At 68.5% G+C, this 23,115-nt stretch carries 21 protein-coding genes; 9 read left to right on the top strand and 12 right to left on the bottom strand.

What is annotated here, in order from left to right; translation table 11 throughout:
- Window positions 1-102 precede the first annotated feature (102 nt).
- Window positions 103-1,257, top strand: coding sequence for a glycosyltransferase (locus RPX00_RS15830; RefSeq protein ID WP_406640290.1), 1,155 nt, complete (start codon window positions 103-105; stop codon window positions 1,255-1,257).
- Here RPX00_RS15830 and RPX00_RS15825 read toward each other — a convergent pair.
- Window positions 1,217-2,071: a helix-turn-helix transcriptional regulator gene (locus RPX00_RS15825; protein ID WP_037712135.1), complete on the bottom strand. Its 855-nt coding sequence runs from the start codon at window positions 2,069-2,071 to the stop codon at window positions 1,217-1,219. The two genes, RPX00_RS15830 and RPX00_RS15825, sit on opposite strands and share 41 nt — an antisense overlap.
- Before the next feature lie 283 nt (window positions 2,072-2,354).
- On the opposite strand from RPX00_RS15825, the gene RPX00_RS15820 reads away from it, so the two are divergent.
- Window positions 2,355-3,272, top strand: a complete 918-nt coding sequence (locus tag RPX00_RS15820; RefSeq protein WP_406640289.1) for an MBL fold metallo-hydrolase — start codon at window positions 2,355-2,357, stop codon at window positions 3,270-3,272.
- Window positions 3,273-3,328: 56 nt separating this feature from the next.
- Window positions 3,329-4,765 carry an NADP-dependent phosphogluconate dehydrogenase gene (gndA, locus tag RPX00_RS15815; RefSeq protein ID WP_406640288.1) on the top strand — a complete coding sequence of 479 codons (1,437 nt, stop codon included), beginning with the start codon at window positions 3,329-3,331 and terminating at the stop codon, window positions 4,763-4,765.
- Window positions 4,766-4,819: 54 nt separating this feature from the next.
- Here the strand turns inward: gndA and RPX00_RS15810 are convergent, their stop codons facing one another.
- From RPX00_RS15810 to RPX00_RS15790, 5 genes are all read right to left on the bottom strand, one after another.
- The gene (locus tag RPX00_RS15810; protein ID WP_406640287.1) at window positions 4,820-5,542 is read right to left on the bottom strand and encodes a Clp protease N-terminal domain-containing protein; all 723 of its coding nucleotides are present in this window, start codon (window positions 5,540-5,542) and stop codon (window positions 4,820-4,822) included.
- Between the two features lie 61 nt (window positions 5,543-5,603).
- Window positions 5,604-5,795 carry an ArsR family transcriptional regulator gene (locus RPX00_RS15805; RefSeq protein WP_406640286.1) on the bottom strand — a complete coding sequence of 64 codons (192 nt, stop codon included), beginning with the start codon at window positions 5,793-5,795 and terminating at the stop codon, window positions 5,604-5,606.
- Window positions 5,796-6,079: 284 nt separating this feature from the next.
- Window positions 6,080-7,252 (bottom strand): 4-hydroxybenzoate 3-monooxygenase, encoded by a 1,173-nt coding sequence (locus RPX00_RS15800; RefSeq protein ID WP_406640285.1) that lies wholly within the window; start codon window positions 7,250-7,252, stop codon window positions 6,080-6,082.
- Window positions 7,253-7,265: 13 nt separating this feature from the next.
- On the bottom strand, window positions 7,266-8,489 hold the full coding sequence (locus RPX00_RS15795) for an NAD(P)/FAD-dependent oxidoreductase (RefSeq protein WP_406640284.1): 1,224 nt from the start codon (window positions 8,487-8,489) through the stop codon (window positions 7,266-7,268).
- 67 nt (window positions 8,490-8,556) lie between these two features.
- Window positions 8,557-9,636 (bottom strand): erythromycin esterase family protein, encoded by a 1,080-nt coding sequence (locus RPX00_RS15790; RefSeq protein WP_406640283.1) that lies wholly within the window; start codon window positions 9,634-9,636, stop codon window positions 8,557-8,559.
- An 87-nt stretch (window positions 9,637-9,723) separates the two neighbouring features.
- Here RPX00_RS15790 and RPX00_RS15785 point away from each other — a divergent pair, with 87 nt between their 5' ends.
- Entirely contained in the window at window positions 9,724-10,395 is a 672-nt protein-coding gene (locus RPX00_RS15785) for a MerR family transcriptional regulator (protein WP_406640282.1), read from the top strand.
- Here the strand turns inward: RPX00_RS15785 and RPX00_RS15780 are convergent, their stop codons facing one another.
- Together RPX00_RS15780 and RPX00_RS15775 are read right to left on the bottom strand one after the other, a co-directional pair.
- Window positions 10,396-10,704, bottom strand: coding sequence for an NIPSNAP family protein (locus RPX00_RS15780; protein ID WP_101436231.1), 309 nt, complete (start codon window positions 10,702-10,704; stop codon window positions 10,396-10,398).
- On the bottom strand, window positions 10,701-11,822 hold the full coding sequence (locus RPX00_RS15775; RefSeq protein WP_406640281.1) for a 5-methyltetrahydropteroyltriglutamate--homocysteine S-methyltransferase: 1,122 nt from the start codon (window positions 11,820-11,822) through the stop codon (window positions 10,701-10,703). Before RPX00_RS15775 ends, RPX00_RS15780 begins: the two co-directional genes overlap by 4 nt.
- Window positions 11,823-11,897: 75 nt before the next feature.
- Between RPX00_RS15775 and RPX00_RS15770 the strand changes: the two genes are divergently transcribed.
- The gene (locus RPX00_RS15770) at window positions 11,898-13,238 is read left to right on the top strand and encodes a nucleobase:cation symporter-2 family protein (RefSeq protein ID WP_406640280.1); all 1,341 of its coding nucleotides are present in this window, start codon (window positions 11,898-11,900) and stop codon (window positions 13,236-13,238) included.
- On the opposite strand, the gene RPX00_RS15765 is transcribed toward RPX00_RS15770, so the two are convergent.
- Window positions 13,195-13,764: a TetR-like C-terminal domain-containing protein gene (locus RPX00_RS15765; RefSeq protein WP_406640279.1), complete on the bottom strand. Its 570-nt coding sequence runs from the start codon at window positions 13,762-13,764 to the stop codon at window positions 13,195-13,197. The genes RPX00_RS15770 and RPX00_RS15765 overlap by 44 nt on opposite strands.
- A gap of 87 nt (window positions 13,765-13,851) precedes the next feature.
- Between RPX00_RS15765 and RPX00_RS15760 the strand changes: the two genes are divergently transcribed.
- Both RPX00_RS15760 and RPX00_RS15755 read left to right on the top strand, forming a co-directional pair.
- Window positions 13,852-14,292, top strand: a complete 441-nt coding sequence (locus RPX00_RS15760) for a pyridoxamine 5'-phosphate oxidase family protein (protein ID WP_406640278.1) — start codon at window positions 13,852-13,854, stop codon at window positions 14,290-14,292.
- A 247-nt stretch (window positions 14,293-14,539) separates the two neighbouring features.
- Entirely contained in the window at window positions 14,540-15,958 is a 1,419-nt protein-coding gene (locus RPX00_RS15755) for a pyridoxal phosphate-dependent decarboxylase family protein (RefSeq protein ID WP_406640277.1), read from the top strand.
- On the opposite strand, the gene RPX00_RS15750 is transcribed toward RPX00_RS15755, so the two are convergent.
- Window positions 15,955-17,877, bottom strand: coding sequence for an APC family permease (locus RPX00_RS15750; protein WP_406640276.1), 1,923 nt, complete (start codon window positions 17,875-17,877; stop codon window positions 15,955-15,957). The two genes, RPX00_RS15755 and RPX00_RS15750, sit on opposite strands and share 4 nt — an antisense overlap.
- A 63-nt stretch (window positions 17,878-17,940) precedes the next feature.
- Complete coding sequence (locus tag RPX00_RS15745; protein ID WP_406640275.1) at window positions 17,941-18,468, bottom strand: hypothetical protein; 528 nt, start codon at window positions 18,466-18,468, stop codon at window positions 17,941-17,943.
- A 117-nt stretch (window positions 18,469-18,585) separates the two neighbouring features.
- Here RPX00_RS15745 and RPX00_RS15740 point away from each other — a divergent pair, with 117 nt between their 5' ends.
- On the top strand, window positions 18,586-19,485 hold the full coding sequence (locus RPX00_RS15740) for a rhomboid-like protein (RefSeq protein ID WP_406642935.1): 900 nt from the start codon (window positions 18,586-18,588) through the stop codon (window positions 19,483-19,485).
- Window positions 19,486-19,601: 116 nt separating this feature from the next.
- Entirely contained in the window at window positions 19,602-22,307 is a 2,706-nt protein-coding gene (locus RPX00_RS15735) for an EAL domain-containing protein (RefSeq protein ID WP_406640274.1), read from the top strand.
- Here RPX00_RS15735 and RPX00_RS15730 read toward each other — a convergent pair.
- The gene (locus tag RPX00_RS15730; protein ID WP_406640272.1) at window positions 22,301-23,101 is read right to left on the bottom strand and encodes an arylamine N-acetyltransferase; all 801 of its coding nucleotides are present in this window, start codon (window positions 23,099-23,101) and stop codon (window positions 22,301-22,303) included. The genes RPX00_RS15735 and RPX00_RS15730 overlap by 7 nt on opposite strands.
- Between the last annotated feature and the right edge of the window lie 14 nt (window positions 23,102-23,115).

Genomic DNA, 23,115 nt, shown 5'->3' with positions numbered 1-23,115 from the left:
GGGTACCAGTGTGCCCACTCGCCATGGTCGCGCGCCGCCGCCCCCTGGTAGCGCCCGAAAATGCCACGACTCCGGTACATCCGGGCGACTAGGTTGCGGGGGATGCGCATTCTTTTCTCGTTCGTCGGCGGACGCGGCCACTTCGATCCGATGGCACCCGTCGCGCGAGCGCTCATCGCGCGCGGCCACACCGTAGCGGTCGCCGGCGGCGGTTCGCACGTGCCCGCGCTCGCCAAAGCCGGGTACACCACCTTCGCGGTCAACGAACCCCGCGAGATCGAGGCGACGCGACAGCCGATGCCGCCGGTCGATCCGGCGCGCGACGACTGGGAAATCCGGGAACTGTTCGCCCGCCGTGCAACGCGGGAGCACGTGCCGGTGCTGCTGGAGCTTGCCCGGGAATGGCGGCCGGACCTGATCGTGCGGGACGAGGTGGACTTCTCCGCCGCGATCGCCGCCGAAGCGCTGGGGCTGCCGTGCGCCACCGTGCTGGTGCTCGCGGCGGGAACGTTGCTGCGCAAGGAACTCATCGCCGAACCACTCGCCGAGACCCGCGCCGCGCACGGCCTGCCGGACGACCCTCAGCTCGAAATGCTGACCCGCGGCCAGGTGCTTTCGCCGCTCCCGCCGTCCTTTCGCGACCCCAGCTCGCCGCTGCCGCCGGGCACTTTCTCGTTCCGCCAAGGGGATCCGGTCGCGCCGCGCCAGACCGCGGAGAAACCGCGCATCTATTTCACCCTCGGCACCAACTTCAACCTGGAGTCCGGCGACCTCATCGAGCGCACCCTCGCCGGGCTTGCCCAGCTGGACGCCGAAGTGACCGCCACGGTCGGCACTCAGATCGACCCCGCCGAGTTCGGACCGCAACCGCCGCACGTCCGCGTGGAACGGTTCGTGCCGCAGACCGAGCTGTTGCCGCGCACCGATTTGATGGTGTCGCACGCCGGGTCCGGCAGCGTGATCGGCGCGCTCTCGCACGGTCTGCCGTCGCTGCTCTTCCCGATGGGAGCCGACCAGCCCGGCAACGCCCGGCGCTGCACCACGCTGAACGTCGGCCTCGCGCTCGACCCGGAAACGTCCACTCCGGACGAAATCCGGCAAGCCGCCGCGAAGGTGCTCGCCGAGCCCGGCTACCGCGAGGCCGCACGGCGCGTACAGGCGGAGATCAATGCCCTGCCCGCCGCCGAGGAAACCGTGCCCGTGCTGGAAGCACTGGTCACATCATCTGCGAGCGGTAGCTTTCCGCCAGCTCCTTGAGGAACTGCCGCGTCTCGCCCCGCTCCAGCGCCGCACCGCGCAGCCGGTCCCACGAGTCCACGAAGATGTTGAAGTCCTTCACGTCGTCGAGGTACAGCCCGCCCGCGGAGTGTTCGATGTAGACGAAGTCTCGCGTGCGGTCCGGGAAGCGCATGATCGTGAAGTCGTTGGGCACCGCGGCGAGCTTCGCGCTGAACGGCAGCACGTGCACGTACACCCGCGGATGCCGGTCCAGCGCCAGCAGGTGCTCCACCTGGTCCAGCATCACCGCGGGTGCGAACCCGCCGGGCGCGCGGCGCAGCGCGCCCTCGCTGATGATGAACCGGTAGTACGGCGGCTGCTGCTGGTCGAACACCGCCTTGCGGTCGAGCCGGTTGCGCACCAGCGACGTGACGTCGGTGGCTCCCGCCTCGGTGAACTGCTTGAGCATGTAGTGCTCGGACTGCAGCGGCCCCGGCACGCGCTCGCCGTGCCACGTGAGAATCTCCGCGGCGGCGGGCTCGAGGTCGGTGAAGGTGCGGAACCAGTGCGGCACCACCGAGCGGTAGCCCGACCAATGGCCGCGCTGCCCGGCCGCGGCACGGGCCAGGTTCATCAGAGTGTCGGCTTCTTCGCCGTTGATCCCGAACGCGTTCAGCATGGTTCGCACATCTCCGAGCTTGACCCCCACCGCACCGGACTCGATCTTGTTGACCTTGCCCTGGGTGCAGCCGAGTACCTCGGCGACTTGCTGCTGCGTCATCTTCGCGGCGTTTCGAGCATGCCGAAGCTCGTTGCCGAGCTGCTTGCGGCGCGAGGTGACGGTGCTCGCCATCTCCCCTTGCTCTCCTGGACCACTCCTGCCGACGGGCCTTCCGCCGGACCGCGAACTACGAACCACCCAGGCCACTGCGACCCAACGGAGTTCGATGATGACACCCGGCAGCGTTTCAGGAAATGCACGAGAACGCCAGTCACCCGGCATGTCACCCTGCCGGAGCAGTGTATTCCCAGCGTCATGGACATCTCAGCTACTCCATTCGGACTAAGCGGAGACTTACGGGCACAGCTGCGCCGGGAGGGCCCCACGCTGGCGATCCGGGCGGCATAGTGTCGGCGTGATCGATCGATCCCCCGGCGCCGCGAGCGTCGAACAGCTGGCAGACGGCGCATTCGGCTACGTCCAGCCGGACGGTTCCTGGTTCATCAACAACTGCGGCTTCCTCGACGCCGACGGGCACGCTGTGCTTATCGACACATGCGCGACCGAACGGCGCACGCGCGCGCTCCTGTCGGCCGTCGGCGACACCGTCGGCCCCGTCACGACGCTCGTCAACACCCATCACCACGGCGACCACACCAACGGCAACTACCTCGTCGCCGGAGCCACCGTCGTCGGCCATCGCAAGACCCGCGAAACGCTGCTGGCCGACGGGATCCAGCGGTACGAGGGCGTCTTCGCCGACAGCGACTGGGGCAAGCTCGAACTGCGCGTGCCCGACGTCGTCTTCGACGACACGGTCACCATCTACGCCGGGCAGACCCGGATCGACCTCATCCACCCCGGCCACGCCGCGCACACCACCAACGACGTGCTGGTCTGGCTGCCCGAGCAGCGCCTGCTCTACGCGGGCGACCTGGTGTTCAACGGCGGCAGCCCGTTCGCGCTGATGGGCTCGGTCGCCGGCTGGCGCGCCGCGCTGAACGTGATCCGCGAGCTGGACCCGGCGGTCATCCTGCCCGGGCACGGCCCGGTGTGCGGGCCCGAGGCGGTGGACACTGTGGACGGATACCTGGAGTTGGTCCAGCACGCGGCGAAAACCGGCAAGGCGGCCGGGCTCTCCCCGCTGGAACAGGCGAAGGCGACCGACCTCGGCCGGTTCGCCGAGCTGACCGAGCAGGAGCGGCTGGCCGGGAACCTGCACCGGGCGTACGCCGAACTCGACGGGGCGGAGTGGGGTGCGCCACTCGATCTGGTGGCTCCGCTGAAGGACATGCTGGCCTGGAACGGGGGCCCGATCCGCTGCTTCTCGTGAGCACCGGTTTTGTGACTAGGCTCGGAATCCGGCAGAGGTTTTCGGAAGGGTTTCGGATGAGCAAGAAGGCGAGCATCGGGGTCACCGGCCTCGCGGTCATGGGCCGCAACCTGGCGCGGAACCTGGCCCGGCACGGGCACACGGTCGCCCTGCACAACCGCTCCGAGGAGCGGACCCGCTCGCTCGTCGAGCAGTTCGGCGACGAAGGCGACTTCATCCCCGCGTACTCCGCGCAGGAGTTCGTCGACGCGCTGGAGCGGCCGCGGCAGATCGTGATCATGGTGAAGGCGGGCGGTCCGACCGACGCCGTCATCGAGGAGTTCGCGCCGCTGCTGGAGCCGGGCGACGTGATCGTGGACGCGGGCAACGCGCACTTCGCGGACACCCGCCGCCGGGAGAAGGCGCTGCGCGAACGCGGCCTGCACTTCGTCGGCACCGGCGTGTCCGGCGGCGAGGAAGGCGCGCTGCACGGGCCGAGCATCATGCCCGGCGGGTCGAAGGAGTCCTACGAGTCGCTCGGCCCGCTGTTCGAGGACATCTCGGCGAAGGTCGACGGCGAGCCGTGCTGCACGCACGTCGGCGCGGACGGTGCCGGGCATTTCGTGAAAATGGTGCACAACGGCATCGAGTACGCCGACATGCAGCTGATCGCCGAGTCGTTCGACCTGCTGCGCGGCGCGGCGGGCTACTCCCCGGCCGAGATCGCCGACGTGTTCGGCACCTGGAACACCGGGCGGCTCGACTCGTACTTGATCGAGATCACCGCGCAGGTGCTCAAGCACGTGGACGCGGCGTCCGGCAAGCCGTTCGTGGACGTGGTCGAGGACGCGGCGGAACAGAAGGGCACCGGCCGCTGGACCGTGCAGATCGGGCTCGACCTCGGGGTGCCGATCAGCGGCATCGCGGAAGCGGTGTTCGCGCGGTCGCTGTCCGGGTCGACGGGGCTGCGTTCGGCTGCGCGCGGGCTGGGCGGGCCGACGCGCGCGCCGCTGACCGGCTCGGCGCTGGAGACCTTCGCGGACGACGTCGAGCAGGCACTGTACGCGTCGAAGGTCGTCGCGTACGCGCAGGGCTTCAACCAGATCCAGGCCGGTGCCGCGGAGTACGGCTGGGACATCGACCTCGGCCGCGTCGCCGCGATCTGGCGCGGCGGCTGCATCATCCGGGCGAAGTTCCTGAACGACATCACGTCGGCCTACGCCGCGGAGCCGGGTCTCCCGACGCTGCTCACGTCCGGCGGCTTCCGGGCAGCTGTCGAAAACGCCCAGGACTCGTGGCGTTCGGTCATCTCGACGGCGGTCCGCCTGGGCATCCCGACGCCCGGTTTCTCGACCGCGCTGGCGTACTACGACGGCCTGCGCGCGGACCGGCTGCCGGCGGCGTTGGTGCAGGGACAGCGCGACTTCTTCGGCGCGCACACCTACCGGCGGGTGGACCGTCCGGGCTCGTTCCACACGTTGTGGGCCGGGGACGGTTCTGAGGTCGAAGCCTGATTTGTTTTGCGGAAAGGGCTCTCCCCGTGGTCTCGGGGAGAGCCCTTCTCGCGGTCATTTCTCTAGCGTGCCCAGGATTTCCGCAAGGAACTCCTTGATCTTCGCTTCGGCCCGTTCCTTGTCGACCCCCAGTGCGGCAAGGACTTCGTACCCCGCGCCCTCGCCCTGTTCGAGCAGGGCGAGCAGGATGTGCTCGGTGCCGATGTAGTTGTGCCCGAGCCGCAACCCTTCACGCAGGGTCAGTTCCAGGGTCTTCTTGCCCGCCGGAGCGAACGGCACCTTCTCCAGAGCCTCGTCGAGCGGTTCCGGCAGCTTCGCCTCCGCGGCTTCCTTCACCGCCTCCAACGTCACCCCCTGGGCGAGAATCGCGCCCGCGGCCAGCGCATCCGGTTCGGTGAGCAGCCCGAGCAGCAGGTGAACGGTGTCGATCTCGGGACTCTTGCCGTCGATGGCGGCCTGCTGAGCCGCGACGACAACGCGCCGCGCCCGGTCGGTGTAGCGGCCGAACATCCGCTGTATCCCGCCGGATGGATCGTCGCCCTTCGGCACGAATCTCTTCTGCGCGGCTTGTTTGGACACGCCCATGCTGGCCCCGATGTCGGTCCAGGAAGCCCCGCTGCGGCGGGCCTGGTCGACGAAGTGGCCGATCAGGTGGTCGGCTACGTCGCCGAGGTGCTGGCCGACGTAGACGGCGTCGGTGAGCTGGGCGAGGGCGTCTTTTTCGTTGTTGGCCTTGATGGCGTTGATGAGGTCGTCGAGCTTCACTGAGTCGGTCATGCCGTCAACTGTAGGTTGACGACGTGGTGGCGTCAACCTTGGGTTGACCAGGTTGGTGCGGTCATTCTCCGAGCATGACCTTGCTGGTGCGCCGATCACGAGCGTTCGGACTGCGCGGAGACTCGCCGATCAACTCGACCAGCCCCTCGTCCCGCAGAACGCGCAACCACCGGGACACCGTCTTGTCCGGCATGTCCAGCGACGTCGCCAGTTCGGCCCGGGTCAGTTCGGCGAGTCCCAGCGCATCCAGCACCTCGCGCCGACGGTCCCTCCGGCCACTCGGCCGAAGATCGGCGCGAACCGACGCGACAAGTTCATAACGCGCCCACCTCCGGCTTCCGGTCGCGCTGAACCCCGAGGTCTCGCCCCGCCCGAGAATCAGCACGCTGCCACGCGTATTGGCGAGCGCGGACACCGCGTCCCGGACCGATTTGGGCAGGCGGTCATCAGCGCGTTTGGCTTCGACGTCGGCATCACCGCCACCGAGTCGACGAAGGTTGCCGACGATCTCTGCCAGCCCCTCGCGTACGTCTGCACTCAGGCGAACGGCAACCCCACGTAGTTCTCCGCCAAACTCGTCGCCGCTGCCCTCGACGAGGCGGTGTACCGCAGCTGCGACAGCTGCAACCGCCGCGCGAAGGCGTCCGCGCCCGGGTCCACGTGCAGCATCGTCGTCATGAACCACGAGAAGTGCTCCGCCCGCCACACCCGGCGCAGGCAAGTGTCCGAATAGGACTCCGCCAGCGACGAATCCCCTTGCAGCAAAGCGACCAACGCCCGCGAGAGCACCACGACATCCGCGACTGCCAGGTTCATTCCCTTGGCCCCGGTCGGCGGCACGATGTGCGCCGCGTCGCCGGCCAGGAACAGGCGGCCGTGGCGCATCGGCTCGGTCACGAAGCTGCGCATCGGCGTGATGCCCTTGTCCAGGATCGGCCCCTCCTGCAGGGTGAACTCCCCTTCGACGGCCAGGCGGGTCGACAGTTCCGTCCAGATCCGGTCGTCCGACCAGGCGGCCAGGTCCTCCGCCGGATCGACCTGCAGGTACAGCCGCGTGACGTCGGGAGATCGCATGCTGTGCAAGGCAAATCCACGCGGGTGATGCGTGTAGATCAGCTCCTCGTGCGACGGCGGCGTCTGCGCCAGCACCCCGAGCCAGGCGAACGGGTACTCACGCTCAAAGGTAGTCAGCACACCGTCCGGAATGGACGGACGCGCGACGCCGTGAAAACCATCGCAGCCAGCGATAGCGTCGCATTCCAAGGTCTGCAAAGCACCGGAGGAATCCCGATAGCGCACAACCGGACGCGAGGTGTCCACTGAGGACAGAGAAACTTCCGAAACCTCGAAGTACAGCGGCAGTTCCGCGGCCTCGTGGGCGTCCACGAGGTCCTTCACGATCTCCTGCTGCCCGTACACCGTGATCGCCTTGCCGGTCAGCTCGGTGAGCGCGATGCGGTGGTCGGCACCGTCGAAACGGAGCGAGAAACCCTCGTGCGGCAAGCCTTCCGCGGCCAACCGACCGCCGAGACCGATCTCCGTCAGCAGGTCGACCGTCGGCTGTTCGCACACTCCGGCACGCACGCGTTGCCGCACGTACTCGCGATCGCGGGCTTCGAGCACCACTGCCTCGACACCCGCCTGGTGCAGCAAATACGACAGCAGTAATCCGGCCGGGCCAGCGCCGATCACGGCGACCTGCGTGCGCAACGGAACCTCCGAATCAAGCCGCAGTACGCGACTTCAGGTGTGCTTTCAGGTCGAACGAGCTGGCTTCCAGATCCGCGTACGCCGGGTGCGGGTCGGCGGCGAAAAGGCGGCGTGCGGCGATGTGGTCCGGCGCGCGGTTGACCGATTCGACGGCGATCAGCACGTCGTCGCGGAAGGACAGCACGGAGAACTTCCCGGCGGATCGGTCACCAGTCACCACGGTGCGGTCCGCAGCGCCGAGGATGCCCGCGATCTGCAGTTTCGCACCGGTCTGGTCGGTCCAGAACCATGGCAGGCTGTCGTACCGCGCCGGTTCCCCGGCGATCGCGGCGGCCACCGAGCGGGCCTGGTCCACGGCGTTCTGCACGGATTCCAGCCGGGTCGCGGCACCGGCCTGCACGCACGGGAAGCACGCGCAGTCACCGATCGCGAAGATCTTCGGGTCCTCGGTGCGCAGGTGTTCGTCCACGACGACACCGTTGCGCACCTCCAGCCCAGCCGCCTTGGCGAGCGCCGTCTCCGGCAGGACGCCGACCGCGACGACCACGAGGTCCGCGGGCAGCCGCCGCCCGTCGGAGAGTTCGACGGACTCCACGTGACCCGACCCGTGCAGCGCGGTGACGCCGACGCCCAGCAACAGCGTGTGCCCGGCCGCCCGGTGATGTTCGGCGAAAAACTCCGAGATCTCCGGCGACGCGACCCGCGCCAGCAGCCGGTCCTGCGCCTCCACCACGGTGACCGGACGGCCCGCGTGCGCGGCGAACTCCAGCCCGATGAACCCGCCGCCGATCACCACCACGTCGCCCGCCGCGTCCAGCGAAGCCCGCAGCCGGTCGGCGTCCGCGCGAGTGCGCAGCGTCAGGACGCCTTCGAGGTCGGCACCGGGCACCGGCAGCGCACGGTTGCGCGCGCCGGTGGCCAGCACCAGATGGTCGTAACCCAGCTCCGTACCGTCCTCGAGCCGGACCTTCGCCGCGTCCCGGTCGATCGCGGCGACCCGGCCGCGGACCAGCTCGATGTCCTTCTCCGCGAAGTAGTCCTCCGGACGCAGGACCAGCTGCTCGACGCCCGCGCTGCCCTCCAGATACGCCTTCGACAGCGGAGGCCGCTGATACGGCACCCCCGGCTCGTCGCCGACGAGAACCACGCGTCCGGCGAACCCCTTGTCCCGCAAGGACGCGGCGGCCTGGAATCCGCTTTGCCCACCGCCGACGACGAGAACGGTCTCGGTGCTCATCTCGCTCCTCCCGACAACTCCGGCTCCATCTGAGCACAACTCGGCCAAGATCGTCGAGGAGCGGCCCTCACACCCGCTGCAGGAACGCGATCGCGTCCGCCGCGCCGACCGCGTCGAACGGGAGATATGCCCGTCCGTCGCCGGTCCGCGCGGGCAGTTCGGGGTCGATTCCGGCGGTTTCGACCAGTTCACGGTCCTGAACCGTCGCGGCGAGATACGCCTGCAGCGTCCCCGGAGCCGGCTCCCCTACCGCATCGGACGAGCCAAAATCGGTGGCAATGAACACATACCGGTCACCAAGCCGGTGCGCGACCTGCGCGCCCGCGCTCCACCATTGCCCACCCATCATCGAGATCCCCTGCCGCTGCAGGTGCTGGTTGTGCGCGGAGACGAAGGTGCGCGGCAGGGCGAGCAGGTTGTCCGCCATCATCGCGTCGCGCTGCGCCCCGAGCCGGCTCATCCGTTCCGGCGAGGTGTCGGCCATCAGCGAGTGGTAGCGGCAGAGCCCGACCGCGCTCCGGACGAGCAGGTCGCCACCCTCGGGCAGCGCCGGCCGCGCCCGCTCGAATCGGCTGGCCAGATCGTCGGCGACTAACCGCAGCTCACGGGCCTCCGGAGCGTCCCCTTTGGACTTCGATCCGTCCCACATCGCCGCCTCGCTCGCCCAGACAGCGTCGTCGCCGGCCAGCCGTTCGATGGTCGCGACGTCGTGCGGAACGTCGTCGAGGTGCGCGGACAGGAAGCCGTGCAGTTCGGTGAGCACGCCGCGCGGGCTAGGCGCGCTGGCCATCTCCAGCGGAGCGTCGAAGCCGTGGAAGTGGACCTGGTCTTCGGGCTCGCGGCCAGCGTTGTGGTCGCGCAGCCACTCGACCAGCGCTCGGTTCGACGGGAACGCTCCGAAACCGTGGCTGAACCCGGTGGCCAGCACCTGGTCGAGGTCGCCTTCGCCGGTGGTCACGTAGCGGCCGACCAGTCGCCCGGCCAGGCAGTCGGACTCCAGCGCGATCGACCGGTAGCCGTGTTCGAGGACGAGGTGCTGGAAGATTTCGTTGCGGAACAACGGGAAAGCCTCGGTCCAATGCGTGGGCTCGCCCAGTCCCAGCAAGGTCGGGGAGCGGTGTGCGAGGAAGTCGTCAAAGGTCTGCATTGCTTTGACCGTATCGTTGAACTTTCCGTTTGCACTTTTCCACGGATCACCTGGTTGAATGGCGGAAAACCCTCAACCGGAGGTGAGATGCGACCGAAGGACCTGGCCCGCGAGCACGGCCTGTCGACCCAGGCGGTGCGCAACTACGAGGAGGACGGCATCCTCCCGCCGGCCGAGCGCGGGCCGCAGGGCTACCGGACGTACACCGAACGCCACGCGCAAGCGTTGCGCGCCTTCCTCACGCTGCGTCCCGGCTTCGGCCACGCCCGCGCGGCAGCGATTCTGCGCGCGGTCAACGAGCGTTCGGAAGACACCGCGTTCCAGCTCATCGACGAGGGCCACGCCGAGCTGCTGCGCGACCGCGTCACGCTCACCGAGGTCGAACACGCACTGCGAAACCTGACGCAGGAACCGGACGTACGCCAGGCAGTGCCGTCGATCGGCGCGCTCGCGCACCAGCTGTCCGTGCATCCCGCCACGCTGCGCAAATGGGAAGCCGCCGGGATTCTGCAGCCGGAACGCGACCGGGCTGGAAACCGTCGCTACCCACCGGCCGCGGTGCGCGACGCCCGCCTCGCCCACCAACTGCGTCGCGGCGGCTACCCACTGGCCCGGATCGCGGCGGTACTGGAGCAGGTCCGGCAGGCGGGCGGGGTCGCGCCGCTGGAGGACGCCTTGCGCACCTGGCGTTCGCGGCTCACCGCCCGGGCGCACGCGATGCTGGACGGGGCCGCCCAGCTGTCGCGCTACCTCGAATGATCACTCCGGCAACAGCGGCCGCATGAACGTGCGCCGGTACCGGATCACGCACCCGCTCTCGTCCCGGATCCGGTCCGCTGCCACGAACTCCGGGTCCACTCCGAACAGCGTCCGGTACCGCTCATACGCGGCGAGGCTTTCGAAGCTGAACAACGCCCGCGCCTCGTCGCTCGCCCCTTCCGCGGGCAGGAAATACCCGTGGTGCACCCCGCCCTCGCGCCGCACCAGCCGCATCCACTCGGCAGCGAACCGTTCGAAGTCGGCGATCTTCTCCGGGTCGATCACGTAGTCGACGACGCAGGTGATCACGCGCGCCCCCAAACCCGCTCCGCCGTCGAAACGATCAGCTCCAGCTTCCGCAGCTGCTCGCTGGCGGTCAGGTCGTTGCCCTCCTCAGTGGACGAAAACCCGCACTGCGGCGACAAGCACAGCTGGTCCACGTCCACAAACCGCGACGCTTCCTCGATCCGCCGCACGAGCGCGTCCGGGTCCTCCAGCTCCGGCCGCTTGCTGGTGACGAGCCCGAGCACGACCCGCTTTCCCTTCGGCACGAACCGCAATGGCTCGAAACCGCCGGAGCGTTCGTCGTCGTATTCCAGGAAGAACCCGTCCACCGCCAGCTCGCCGAAGAGTGCCTCGGCGACGAACTCGTAGCTCCCCGAAGCCACCCACGACGAGCGGAAATTGCCCCGGCACAAGTGCGTCGTCACCGTCAGGTCCGCCGGTTTTCCGGCGAGCGCGGCGTTGATGGTCGAAATGTTGCGCAGGTGCATGGTGTCCGGATCGCTGCCCATGCGCGCGACCAGCTCACGCTGCTGCGGGTCGTTGAGGTAGGCCAGGCTCGTGTCGTCCAGCTGCAGATACGTGCAGCCAAGCGAACTCATCGCGCGCACCTGCTCCGCGTACGCCGCGCTGAGGTCGGTGAAGAACTCGTCCAGCTCCGGGTACACGGTCTCGCTCACCGCCGCCCGGCCGCCGCGGTAATAGACCATGCTCGGCGACGGGATGGTCAGCTTCGGCGTGATGCCCGGATCGGTGTGCGCCTTCAGGAACTCGAAGTGGTCGGCGAAGATCGGCTCGTCGAGGCGCACCTTGCCGTCGACCTGCAGGCCAGGCGGGCTGAACTCCAGATCGCCCGCGAGGTTGTGGAATTTCACGTGCATGCGCTCGTCGCTGCGCGAGACGCCGCCGAGCTGATAGATGAAGTCCATGTGCCAGGAGGACCGGCGGAACTCGCCGTCGGTCGCCGACTTCAGCCCGGCGGCCTTCTGCATCTTCACGACGTCGCGGATCGCGTCGTCCTCGACGGCTCGCAACTGTTCGGCGGAGATCTCCCCCGCCTCGTGATCGCGCCGCGCCTCGCGCAGCACCGCCGGCCGCAGCAGGCTCCCGACATGATCGGCACGGAACGGAGGTCGTGCAGTCATGTCTGGCATGGTCACACACAAACCGGCGGTATGTGCAGCGCATAATCCAGCGGGACCAACCAGAAGGAGCCGCTCATGACCAACGCCGCGCACCCGGTCGACCGGGGCCTTCCCGCCGGGCGGCTGCTTCTGCTCGGACTGCAGCACATGGCGATCATGTACACCGGCTGCATCGCCGTGCCGCTGGTCATCGGCAGCGCGCTGCACCTGGACAACGCGTCGGTCGCGCTGCTGGTGAACGCCGATCTGTTCGTCGCCGGACTGGCCACTTTGGTCCAGTCGGTCGGCATCGGGCGGCTGTTCGGCGTCCGGCTGCCGGTGGTCGCGGGCGCGACGTTCACCGTGGTCAACCCGATGATCCTGATCGCCGCGCAGTACGGCCTCACCGCGGTGTACGGCGCGATGATCGCGTCCGGCGTCTTCGGGCTGCTGATCGCCCGGCCGTTCGCCGCGCTGATCCGGTTCTTCCCGCCGCTGGTGTCCGGGACGCTGCTGCTGGTCATCGGCATCTCGCTGCTCGGCCCCGGCACCGCGATGATCGGCGGACACGACACCGGCGACCCGTCCTACGGCGATCCGGCGAACCTCGGGCTGGCGTTCGGCGTGATCGCGCTGGTGGTGCTGTTCACCCGGGTGCTGCGCGGGTTCCTCGGCCAGATCGGGCCGCTGGTCGCGCTGATCGCCGGCGTGCTGATCGCGATCCCGCTCGGCCGCACGCACTTCTCCGGCGTCGGCGAGGCGAGCTGGTTCGGGCTGGCCTCGCCATTCCACTTCGGAGCGCCGACGTTCCCGGTCGCCGCGGTCGTGTCGATGTGCGTGGTGATGCTGGTGTCGTTCACCGAAACCACCGCCGACCTGATCGCGGTCGGCGAGATCACCGGCCGTCCGGTCACCCCCGGCGACCTGTCTCGCGGCCTGGCGACCGACGGGCTGTCGGCGATCTTCGGCGGGTTCATGAACTCGTTCCCGGACACCGCGTTCGCGCAGAATGTCGGGCTGGTGCAGATGACCGGCGTGCGCAGCCGCTGGGTGGTCGCGACGACCGGTGGCATGCTCGTCGTGATGGGGCTGGTGCCGAAGATCGGCGCGTTCATCGCCGCGATCCCGGAACCGGTGGTCGGCGGCGTCGCGGTGGTGATGTTCGCGATGGTCGCGGTGGTCGGCGTGCAGACGCTCAAGAAGGTCGAGTTTTCCGGCAACCACAACGCTTTCGTGGCCTCAGTGGCGATCGGCGTCGGCCTGCTGCCCGCGTTCGGGCTCGACCGGTTCGGCAACTCGGTGTTCTTCCAGCACTTCCCGGCCTGGCTGCGGACGATCTGCGGCAGCCCGATCACCGTCGCCGCGGTGGTGGTCTTCGTGCTGAACCTGCTGTTCAACCACCTCGGCCGGCGGCGGGAGGAAGACCTGCTGCCGTGAGCAGCCGCTCCGCCAGCCGGACGCCGATGCCGGGTTCGATCGGCCTGCTCAGCAGCACCCGCAGGTACAGCGGGGCGAGCACGTAATCCAGCAGGTCCTGCAGCTCCAGCGCGGGCTCGCCGCGAGCCGCCGCGGCGGTCAGCATCTGCTCCAGGTCCTCCCCGCGCGACAGCAGGTGCTCGATCGGGTCGGCGTTGGTCCCGATGAAGGTGATCAACGCCCGGACCAGCACCGCGCCGTCCGGATCAGCGAGCGAGCGCTCGACCGCCGTCGCCCACTGCTCGACGTCGCCGCGCAGCGAACCGGTGTCCGGAATCGGCGACGCGAGGCTCAGCTGGGCGACCGCGGCGTCGAGAAGAATGCTCGCGCAACTGCCCCAGCGACGGTAAATGCTGGTCGGATTCACCCCGGCCCGCTCGGCGATCTGCGGGACGCCCGCGGTCGTCTCGCCCTCGGCGAGCAGCTCGATCACCGCGCGGTGCACTGCTTCGCGCACCCGCGCGCTGCGTCCGCCCGGCCGAGTCATCCCGGCATCTTAACGCAAAAGGGGTGGCCTTAACGACCGCAGTGTGAGTAGGTTAAAGGCAAATCCATTTGCCTTAAGGAGTCCGAGATGGTCAGCAAGATCCCGCCCGCCGAGCGCGAGGCCCTGCTCGCCGAACCGCTGATCAGCGTGTTGAGCGTGGCCGCGGAGCCCGGTCGCGCGCCGCTCACCACCCCGATCTGGCACCAGTACACGCCCGGCGGGGAGATCACCGTCCTCACCTCGCCGAGTGCCCGCAAGACGAAACTGATCGAAGCCGCCGGCCGGTTCGCGCTGTGCGTGCAGGACACGAAAACGATCCGGTACGCGACCGCGGAAGGCCCGGTCACCGGCGTCCGCGCGGTCACCGCGGAAGACCGGCTCGCGATGGCACGGCGCTACCTCCCGGAGGAGGCGGCGCTCGCCTACATCAAGGCCACCCCGGAGCAGGACAACAACATCGTGATCTCGATGCGGCCGGAACGGTGGAACACCGCGGACTACAGCGACCTGACCGACGAACTGTCCTGACCCGCCCCCGGTCGGCTCCGCTTCGCTCGCGGAGCCGGCCAACCCCCTTGTGTCGCAACGTTTCCCGGTACCGCCATTCGGCCGCAGCATTCTGATCATGCCCGGTCACACCCGGCTCCCCGGCCGTTAGGGCAATTCTTTCGCTGACCCATCCCGAAACGCGGAATGCCGACTTTTTGCCATTGCGCCGCCGATCTCGGCCATGGCAGCTTGTGCCGGGAAAAGACCTTCGGACAGAAGAGGGCGCATGAACGGCACTCCCCTCGTTCTCACCTCCGCCGAACGGACCAGAGCGGCGCGGCTTTTGGCCCGATTCACCGACAGTTACGAAAATTCACTCACCCGCCGCCCGATCGCTCCTGACGAGGATCGCGAAACCCTCGCCAAACTGCTCGCCGAACCGTTTCCCGAAGAAGGTCTTGGCGTAGACGCGTTCTTCGCCGACGTCGTCGACCGGATCGTGCCCTACACCACCACGATCGCCCATCCGCGGTTTCTCGCCTACGTCCAAGGCCCGCCCAACGGGATCGGCCCGTACGCCGAGGCGATCGCCGCAGTGCTGAACCAGAACTGCAATCTGTGGCAGATTTCCCCCGCCGCCAACGTGATCGAGCGGTCCGTCATGGACTGGCTGACCGGCCTCTTCGACCTCGGCCCGCGCTCCGGCGGAATCCTGACCAGCGGCGGCTCCGGAGCCACCAAGGACGCGATCACCGCCGCGATCGCCGACCGCAGGCCGGATTTCCGCGAGCACGGCCTCCAGGAAAACCGTGCCCCACTAGTGCTTTACACCTCCGACGAGGCACACCGCAGCGTCGTCAAAGCCGCCGCCCTGCTCGGGATCGGCCTGCAAAACGTCCGCACAATTCCGACCGACGACCGTTTCCAGCTACGCGTAGATCTGCTAACGCGCGCGATCGCCGAAGACCGGGCAGCCGGGAAAGAACCATTCTGCGTCGTCGCCACCGCAGGCACAGTTACCACCGGTTCGATAGATCCAATCAGCGCAATCGCCGACCTGTGCGCGAAAGAAGACCTCTGGCTGCACGTAGACGGCGCATACGGCGCACTATTCGTCCTCGCCGATTCAACCCGGGACGCACTGCTCCCGTTGTCCCGAGCGGACTCCATCACGCTAGACCCGCACAAACTGCTGTTCGCCCCACTCGAAGCGGGAGCCCTGCTGGTCAAGGACATGGCGAAACTACGCGCGGCGTTCGCCTTCTCATCCACGTCGTCGTACCTCACCGCGATCGACGACGCCCACCTGCTCGACTACATGGACCACGGGCCGCAACTTTCCCGCAGCTTCAAGGCGTTGAAGGTCTGGGCCGCCCTGCGCACCTTCGGCGTGGGCGCTTTCCGGACAGTCACCGAACGCTGCCTCAGCCTGGCCACCCGGCTCGGCGAACACATCGCCGAGTCGGATGGCCTGGAACTGATGAACCCGGTCACGCTCACCGCGGTGTGCGTCCGCATGCCCGGCCGTAACGCCGAAGCACACGCCGAACTCCTCGCCAGACTGCACGAGGAAGGCACCGCGCTGCTCGGCCCCGCACGCGTGCGCGAACAGCCCTGCGTCCGCGCCTGCGTAACCAACCACCGCACCACCGAAGCGGACATCGACCTGCTCGCCGAACGCCTGGTCGCCCTGGCGAAGCTCTAACCCACGTGCACCAACGGCCGCCGATGCGGATCCGGCTCCGCTCGCCGCAGCACCTCCCGCGTCACCGGCGGCACATCCCCGTCCCCGAAGAACAGGTACCGCACCAGGAACTTGAACGGATTACCCTCGGTCCAGGCAAAGTAGATGTGCGGCTGAATCCCCGTCTCATCCCGCAGATGCAGCAGCACCGCCGCGATCGCGTTGGCGATCGACGGGCTCTTCATCCGCAGGATCCGGTACCCAGCCCGCTTCTCCCCGTGCACTCGCAACGTGGTCTCGAAATCCGAAGCGTCCGAAATGGTTACCTCAAGGAAGAACAACGCGCTGTCCCGCGGAATGTGGTTGTCCTCCCTGGCTTCCTGCTCCTTCTCGCGATACTCGGCCTCGTCACGGGCATCCGGTTCGTTCGCGATGATCCGGACCGCGCCTGAGCGCACCGCCTTGTCGACGATCCGCTGTGCGGCCGCGTCCAGTTCGACCTTCTCCACCCGCAGCTCCAACGACCGCGTAGCGCGGGAAATCAGCGACGTCACCACGATCGCGCCGATGAAGAACGCCGCGATCTTGACCCCTTCCGGCCGCTCCACGATGTTCGCGATCGTCGTGTACAGGAACACCAGCGTGATCACGAGATACGCGACGAACGCCCGCTGCTTGAGCCGCCGCGCGGACAACGTCACCGCGACCGCCGCCGACGAGATCAGCACCAGCACCCCGGTCGCGTACGCGCCGCCCTGCGCCTCCACATTCGCGTCGAAGATCAACGTGATCACAAAGGCGATCACCGAAACCACGATCACCAGCGGCCGAGTCGCGCGCGCCCAGTCCGGTGCCATGCCGTAGCGCGGCAAATACCGCGGCACGATGTTCAGCAGCCCAGCCATTGCCGACGCCCCGGCGAACCACAGGATCGCGATCGTGCTGACGTCGTAAACCGTGCCGAAGCCGTCGCCGAGATAGTTGTGCGCGAGATACGCGAGAGCGCGGCCGTTCGCCTTGCCACCGGCCTGAAACTCCTGCTGCGGGATCAGCACTGAGGTAGCGAAGCTCGACGTGATCAGGAAAGCGCTCATGATCAGCGCCGCGGTGACCAGCAGCCGCCGCGTGTTGCGGATCCGACCGACCGGGTCCGCTGCGGTGTCGCCGCTCGCGCCGCGGACGAGCGGCATCACCGAAACCCCGGTCTCGAACCCGGACAGCCCGAGCGCGAGCTTCGGGAACACGATCAGCGCGACGCCGACCATCAGCCACGGGTTGGGATGCTCGCTGACCAGGAGGTTCTGCCAGTCGACGATGAGCTGCGGCGCGCCGAAGACGTGCGCCAGCGCGGTCACCACGACCACGACGTTCAGCGCGAGATAGACGCCGACCAGGACCACCGCGACGCCGATCGCCTCGGCGAATCCCTTGAGGAACACCGCGCCGAGCAACGCGATGAGCACCAGCGTGATCCAGACCTGCCCGCCGTGCAGCGCTTCCGGGACGAACGGGTTCTCGATAACGTGTGCGGTCGCGTCGGCTGCGGACAGCGTGATGGTAATGACGAAGTCCGTCGCGGCGAAGCCGAGCAGCGCGAGCACCAGCAGCTTGCCGCCCCAGCGGGACAGCAGTTTCTCCAGCATCGCGATGGAACCCTGGCCGTGCGGGCTTTCCTTGGCGACCCGGCGGTAGATCGGCAGCGCACCGGCGAGCGTGAGCACCACCAGCACCACGGTGGCCAGCGGCGACAGCACCCCGGCCGCGAGCGCGGCGATGCCCGGCTGGTAGCCGAGCGTGGAGAAGTAGTCGACGCCGGTGAGGCACATGACCTTCCACCACGGCTGTTCGGCCTTTTTGGACTCCCGATTGCCGCCGGTCAACTGCTGGGCGCGCTTGTGCTCGCCCTCGAGGAGCCAGGTACGCAGCTTGGTATTCGGCACGCGGCAGATCATGCCGGTTTTCGTCCCGATGCGCGCGGACTCAGCTCAGCGGGCACTCAGGATTCAAAGGCAAATAATGTTCAGGACACACGGCGGCTCGTGGCTGCTCGACGGCGGCTGGCTCGAACTCGACGGCCGCGACGGCGTCGACGACGGATGCGTTGGCCCAGTCGGCCCGGTGGTCTCCGGCCGGTTGCTCGACGACGGGTGCGCCGGAGCGGAGTCGGCCGGATGGTCCGGGGTGCTCTGCTCGCCGAACGGATTGACGTTCGCCTGGGTCGAAGGCGCGTCGCCGGTGCTCGCGGTGCCCTCTTCGGTCTCCTCGCCGGTGGGCGTCGGCGGGTTGGTCTCGTTGACCCCGCCAGCGCCCTCGGTGCGATCCGGCATCTCGATCACGCGCATCTCGGTGATCCGCGCAGCCCCGTCGTTCGCCGTGGTCCCGTACGAGACGAGCATGGCCGCCGCTCCGCAGCCGACGATCACCGCGAGCATCACCGACACCATCCGCCACCGGGACCGGGACGGCGGCGGGATCCGTCGTTCGTGTCCTTCGCGCACCAACAGCTCGGCGACCGAAACCTCGTCGTTCACCAGGGAGACCTTTCACCAGGAGTGGCCTATTCCTACCGGATGAGCCCACCGAACGGGTGACAAAGAGCGAAACCTTCTACCCAGAGTGCTCACTCTAGCGGGTGTGAATCACAGCGCATTCACAGCTGCTCTTGGCCAAAATCCCAGCATGCCCAGCCACTCTGGACGCATGTCGCCGCGCGAACCGGATCCGGATCCCCGTCCGGCGCGCAGCGCTGCCCTCCCGGAAACCCCCGGAAGTGGCGCTCCTTCCCGTGGCTGCGCGAACCGGTACCAGGCGGGACCCCCTCGGCGGAAATCATCGGCGCTCCGCAGTCGACGACCGTACTGACCAGGCCCGCGCCCACCCCAATCGGCGCTTTCCTCTCCGCTTGGCGACCAAAACGGGCCTGGCTCGGCCTTCTTCCCAGCCCGCGGTCCACCCCGTTCACCTTCGGCTACCTCGTTCTCCTCCTCGGCACCTCGCTGCTCATCCGCTTCGGCAGCCCCACGTTCACCGACAAGCTCCTCGCCGTCTCCAGCACCGACGCGCACAACATGGCGCGCCACCCCCTCACGGCCCTCCTGACCAGCGCGTTCTGGATCGCGGACGGCGGCTGGCTGCCGTACGCGGTGATCTTCGCGATCGCTGTCGCCCCGCTCGAACGGCGCTTCGGCGGGCTCCGGACGGCGCTGGTCTTCTTCACCGGCCACGTGCTCGCCACGATCGCCACCGAACTGCCGGTCATGGCCCTGATCCGTACCGACGTCCTGCCGCATTCCGCGGGCCGCTGGCTCGACATCGGCGTGAGCTACGGCTTCCTCACCACGGCCGGCGTGCTCGTCGCGCTGCTCAGCGGGCGGGCCAGGATCGCCGGGATCGCGGCCCTTGAGCTATTCGTTATCGGCGTCTACGTGACCGACGATCCGGCCAGTCTCGCCTCCGTCGTGACCGTCCTCGGACATGCCTGTGCGGCCCACTTCGGCCTGCTCGGATGGGGTCCGCGACTGCGCAGCGTGCCCCGCATCGCCCGATAGCACCGCTGTCGGCGTCCGGACGAGTGATGCAAGCAGCGCGCTGTGCGGATATACACAGGCTTCACTCGGTGGTGTAATCGACGGGCCATACGCCGACAAGGGGGATCGGAAGCACCATGGAGGCTGACGCCCTGGCCGGTGAACCGGGTGGAATCACCCGGCGCGCCCAGCTCGCGGGCCTGCGGCCGATTGACGGCGCGGGGGTCCTGTTCTCCCTGCATGCCTCCGAACCGGCGACCCTCACCTGGCTGCCCGGCCTCGACGCGGTCCTCGGCCTCCCCGGCGCGAGCGGCAAGGAACTGTGCGACCGGCTCACCGAGCTGCTCCGCCCGCTCACCGCGAACCTCCGCCGCACCCCGCCCGGGCGCGATTTCGAACTCGAACAGCCCCAGGACGCCGCCGACGGCACCCCGCGCCGCATCCGGCTGCGCGCGCGGACCGTCGGCGAACGGGACCACACGACCGGCCTGCTCGGCGTCGCCTCGGCGGTCGCGGAAACCGGGACGGAGAAGTCCGCCCTCGCGGAGCTGTCCGACCGCTACCAGCTGCTGATGGAGCAGAGCCCGGACGCGATCTGCGTGCATTCGGGCGGCATCGTCACCTACGCCAACCAGGCCGCGCTCGACCTGTTCGCGGCGCGTGCGGCGCACGAGGTGGTCAGCCAGGAGTTCGCGAGCTTTGTAGCTGCCGAATCCGCGCAGTTGGTAGAGAATCCCACCGCGGAACCCAGCGAAGCGGTACTGAAACGGCTGGACGGGAGCAAATTCGTGGCGGAAACCGTGTCGGTGCGCACCAGCGACTCGAACCCGCCGTCGTACCAGGTGGTGATCCGCGACAGCACGGTGAAACACGCCGCCGCGGCCGCCGTCCGTGCGCAGGAAGCGCTGGTCACGCACGTCAGCGACGCCATCGTCACGATCACCGGCGAGGGCATCGTCACCGGCTGGAACCCGGCCGCCGAAACCGTCTACGGCTGGCCCGCCGCCGAGGCGATCGGCAGGCGGGTGCACGAGGTGCTCGGCATCGACCCGGACCCGGCCGCGATCGGCGGCGGGACCGCCGCGCAAACCCACCGCGGCCGGGACGGCTCGCCTCGGCTGGTCCGGGTGTCCGCGACCGAGACCGTCGACGGCTTCCTCCTGGTCTGCACGGACGAAACCGCCCGTCGCCGCGTCGAACAGCACTACGCGACGGTCGTCGCCGCGCTCGACGAGGGCGTGCTGGTGGTCGGCCCGACCGGGCTGATCCAGTCGGCGAACCCGTCCGCCTGCCGCATTCTCGGCGTCCCGGAAGCGAAGCTGCTCGGCGTCCCGTGCACCACGCTCGTGCTCTTCGACGAGGACGGCAACCGCATCCCCGACGACGAGCTGCCGACCATCCACACCCGCCGCACCGGCATCACGCACAACGGCCTGGTCGTGCGCCTGCGCCGCCCCGACGGCCACGACGTGTGGGTGTCGCTGACCTCGCGTCTGCTCGATTCGGACGACCCGAACGGCGTCACGGTGGTCACGTCCTTCACCGACATCACCGAACGGCGCGCGATCAGCGCCCGGCTCGCCCACGAGGCCACCCACGACCCGCTGACCCGCCTGGCCAACCGCACTCTGGTCCTGGACCGGCTGGACCGCCGCGACGGCACCGAGGCGGCCGCCGTGCTGTTCCTCGACCTGGACAAGTTCAAGCTGATCAACGATTCCCTCGGCCACCCCGTCGGCGACCAGGTCCTGCGCATCGCCGGCGAACGCCTGCGCCGAGCCACCGGCCCGGACGACGTCGTCGGCCGTCTAGGCGGTGACGAGTTCGTCGTCGTCACCTCTGCCACGACCGGCCAAGCGCAGGTCGGCGTGTTCGCCGCGCACCTGCGTTCCGTTCTGTCCGAACCGGTGTCCGTGCACGGCAGGCAACTGCACCTGGACGCGAGCATGGGCATCGTTCTCGTCGAACCGGACGACCGCCGCAGCGCCGAGGACTTGCTGCGCGACGCCGATGTCGCGATGTACCAAGCAAAATCCCGCGGCCGCGGCCGCTTCGAGTTCTTCGACGTCGCGCTGCGCGAGCGCATGCAACGCCGACTGCGCATGGAACAGGACCTCCGCGACGCCGTCCACAGTGGACAGCTATGGCCCGCCTACCAGCCAGTGGTGGACCTGCGCAGCGGCGAAATGGTCGGCGTCGAGGCACTGCTGCGCTGGACCCATCCGAAGCACGGCGCGATCTCGCCCGCGGAGTTCATCCCGCTGGCCGAGGAAAGCGAGCTGATCAACGTACTGGGCAAGTACGTCCTGCGCGACACGACGCGCGAGCTAGCCGCCCTGCGCACCGGCCGAGGCCTCGACCTGAGCCTGAAAGTCAACCTCTCCGTCCGGCAGCTGGACGACCCGCACCTGGTGCCCGCGGTCCGCGACGCACTGGCCACCACCGGTTTGCCGCCCGGCTCGCTGACCCTGGAAGTCACCGAAAGCGCCCTCATGCGCGACACGTCGGCAGCCGCGGAAGTGTTGGCCGCCTTGCGTTCCCTCGGCGTCCTGCTGGCCATCGACGACTTCGGCACCGGCTATTCTTCCCTGGCCCAGCTCCGTCGGCTGACGCTGGACACGCTCAAGATCGACCGCTCGTTCATCACCGGAATCGCCGAATCCCGCGACGCGGCAGCGATCGTCACGAGCATCATCGCGATGGCGCACGCGGTGGATCTGACCGTGGTCGCGGAAGGCGTTGAGACGGCGGAAGAACTGGCGCTACTGCGAGAGCTTGGCTGCGACCAGGCTCAGGGCTACCACCTCGGCCGACCGCTCGCCGCCGCGGAGCTGTTTCAGTAGGTCTCGAGCAACGCCGCCAGCTCGTCCTCGGTGAGAACGACGTCGAGGTCCTCCAGCGTCTTGCCGAGATCGACCGGCTCGATCGTGCGCGTCTCGACCGTGCCGTCCGGGTGACTCTCCTGGTACTCGCGCCCGAGCAGCCGCCGGAAGCGTCCCGGCTCCAGCCGCATCACGACGATCCGCCCGGTGAACGGCGACTTCGGATGCGTGGACGTGTAGTGGTGGAACACCTGGTAATCGAGCGGACGGCTGCGCACCTGCGGAAGCACCTCGTGCAGGTCTTCCCACCCGTCGCCGTCCCGCTTCTGCAGCACCCACCAGCCGTCGCGCAGGATCATCCGATGCGGCCAGCCGGCTTGATCCACCTCGGCCCCGTCGATCAACGGCATCGGCACCAGAATCCCGGCCCCGAACCCGACGTCCACGAGAAACTGTTGCCCCTCAACGGTAATCACGAGCGTCATGTGCGTATACGGCCCGCTCTTGTGCGGCTGCACCCGCGCGACCGTGCGCTGCACCGCATAACCCAACTGCTCGGCGACGGCCGCGAACAACCCAGCCTGCTCGTAGCAGTACCCGCCCCGCCGCCGCCCGACGAGCTTCTCGCTGACGACGTCCAGTTCGATCCCGCGATGCCGGCCAATCACGACGTCGACGTTCTCAAACGGAATCGCCTCGACATGCGCCTGCGCCAACCGCCCAAGCGCCACCACGGACGGCTTCTCCCGCCTCTGCCCGACGCGCGCGAGGTAGGCGTCGACGTCCACGGCCTCGATGTTCCATGCCCCAGTCATGCGCTCAGTCTGCA

It is taken from the genome of Amycolatopsis sp. WGS_07 (genome assembly GCF_045278895.1).
Classification (GTDB): Bacteria; Actinomycetota; Actinomycetes; order Mycobacteriales; family Pseudonocardiaceae; genus Amycolatopsis.
The sequence above is the reverse complement of the archived record's forward strand: the minus strand, read 5'-3'. Positions and strand labels throughout refer to the sequence as shown.

Coding starts and splice junctions, on each gene's coding strand:
- RPX00_RS15830 (WP_406640290.1), top strand. CDS start 103: ATGCGCATTCTTTTCTCGTTCGTCGGCGGACGCGGCCACTTCGATCCG.
- RPX00_RS15825 (WP_037712135.1), bottom strand. CDS start 2,071: ATGGCGAGCACCGTCACCTCGCGCCGCAAGCAGCTCGGCAACGAGCTT.
- gndA (WP_406640288.1), top strand. CDS start 3,329: ATGAGCAAGAAGGCGAGCATCGGGGTCACCGGCCTCGCGGTCATGGGC.
- RPX00_RS15810 (WP_406640287.1), bottom strand. CDS start 5,542: ATGACCGACTCAGTGAAGCTCGACGACCTCATCAACGCCATCAAGGCC.
- RPX00_RS15795 (WP_406640284.1), bottom strand. CDS start 8,489: ATGAGCACCGAGACCGTTCTCGTCGTCGGCGGTGGGCAAAGCGGATTC.
- RPX00_RS15790 (WP_406640283.1), bottom strand. CDS start 9,636: ATGCAGACCTTTGACGACTTCCTCGCACACCGCTCCCCGACCTTGCTG.
- RPX00_RS15785 (WP_406640282.1), top strand. CDS start 9,724: ATGCGACCGAAGGACCTGGCCCGCGAGCACGGCCTGTCGACCCAGGCG.
- RPX00_RS15775 (WP_406640281.1), bottom strand. CDS start 11,822: ATGACTGCACGACCTCCGTTCCGTGCCGATCATGTCGGGAGCCTGCTG.
- RPX00_RS15770 (WP_406640280.1), top strand. CDS start 11,898: ATGACCAACGCCGCGCACCCGGTCGACCGGGGCCTTCCCGCCGGGCGG.
- RPX00_RS15765 (WP_406640279.1), bottom strand. CDS start 13,764: ATGACTCGGCCGGGCGGACGCAGCGCGCGGGTGCGCGAAGCAGTGCAC.
- RPX00_RS15760 (WP_406640278.1), top strand. CDS start 13,852: ATGGTCAGCAAGATCCCGCCCGCCGAGCGCGAGGCCCTGCTCGCCGAA.
- RPX00_RS15755 (WP_406640277.1), top strand. CDS start 14,540: ATGAACGGCACTCCCCTCGTTCTCACCTCCGCCGAACGGACCAGAGCG.
- RPX00_RS15735 (WP_406640274.1), top strand. CDS start 19,602: ATGGAGGCTGACGCCCTGGCCGGTGAACCGGGTGGAATCACCCGGCGC.
- RPX00_RS15730 (WP_406640272.1), bottom strand. CDS start 23,101: ATGACTGGGGCATGGAACATCGAGGCCGTGGACGTCGACGCCTACCTC.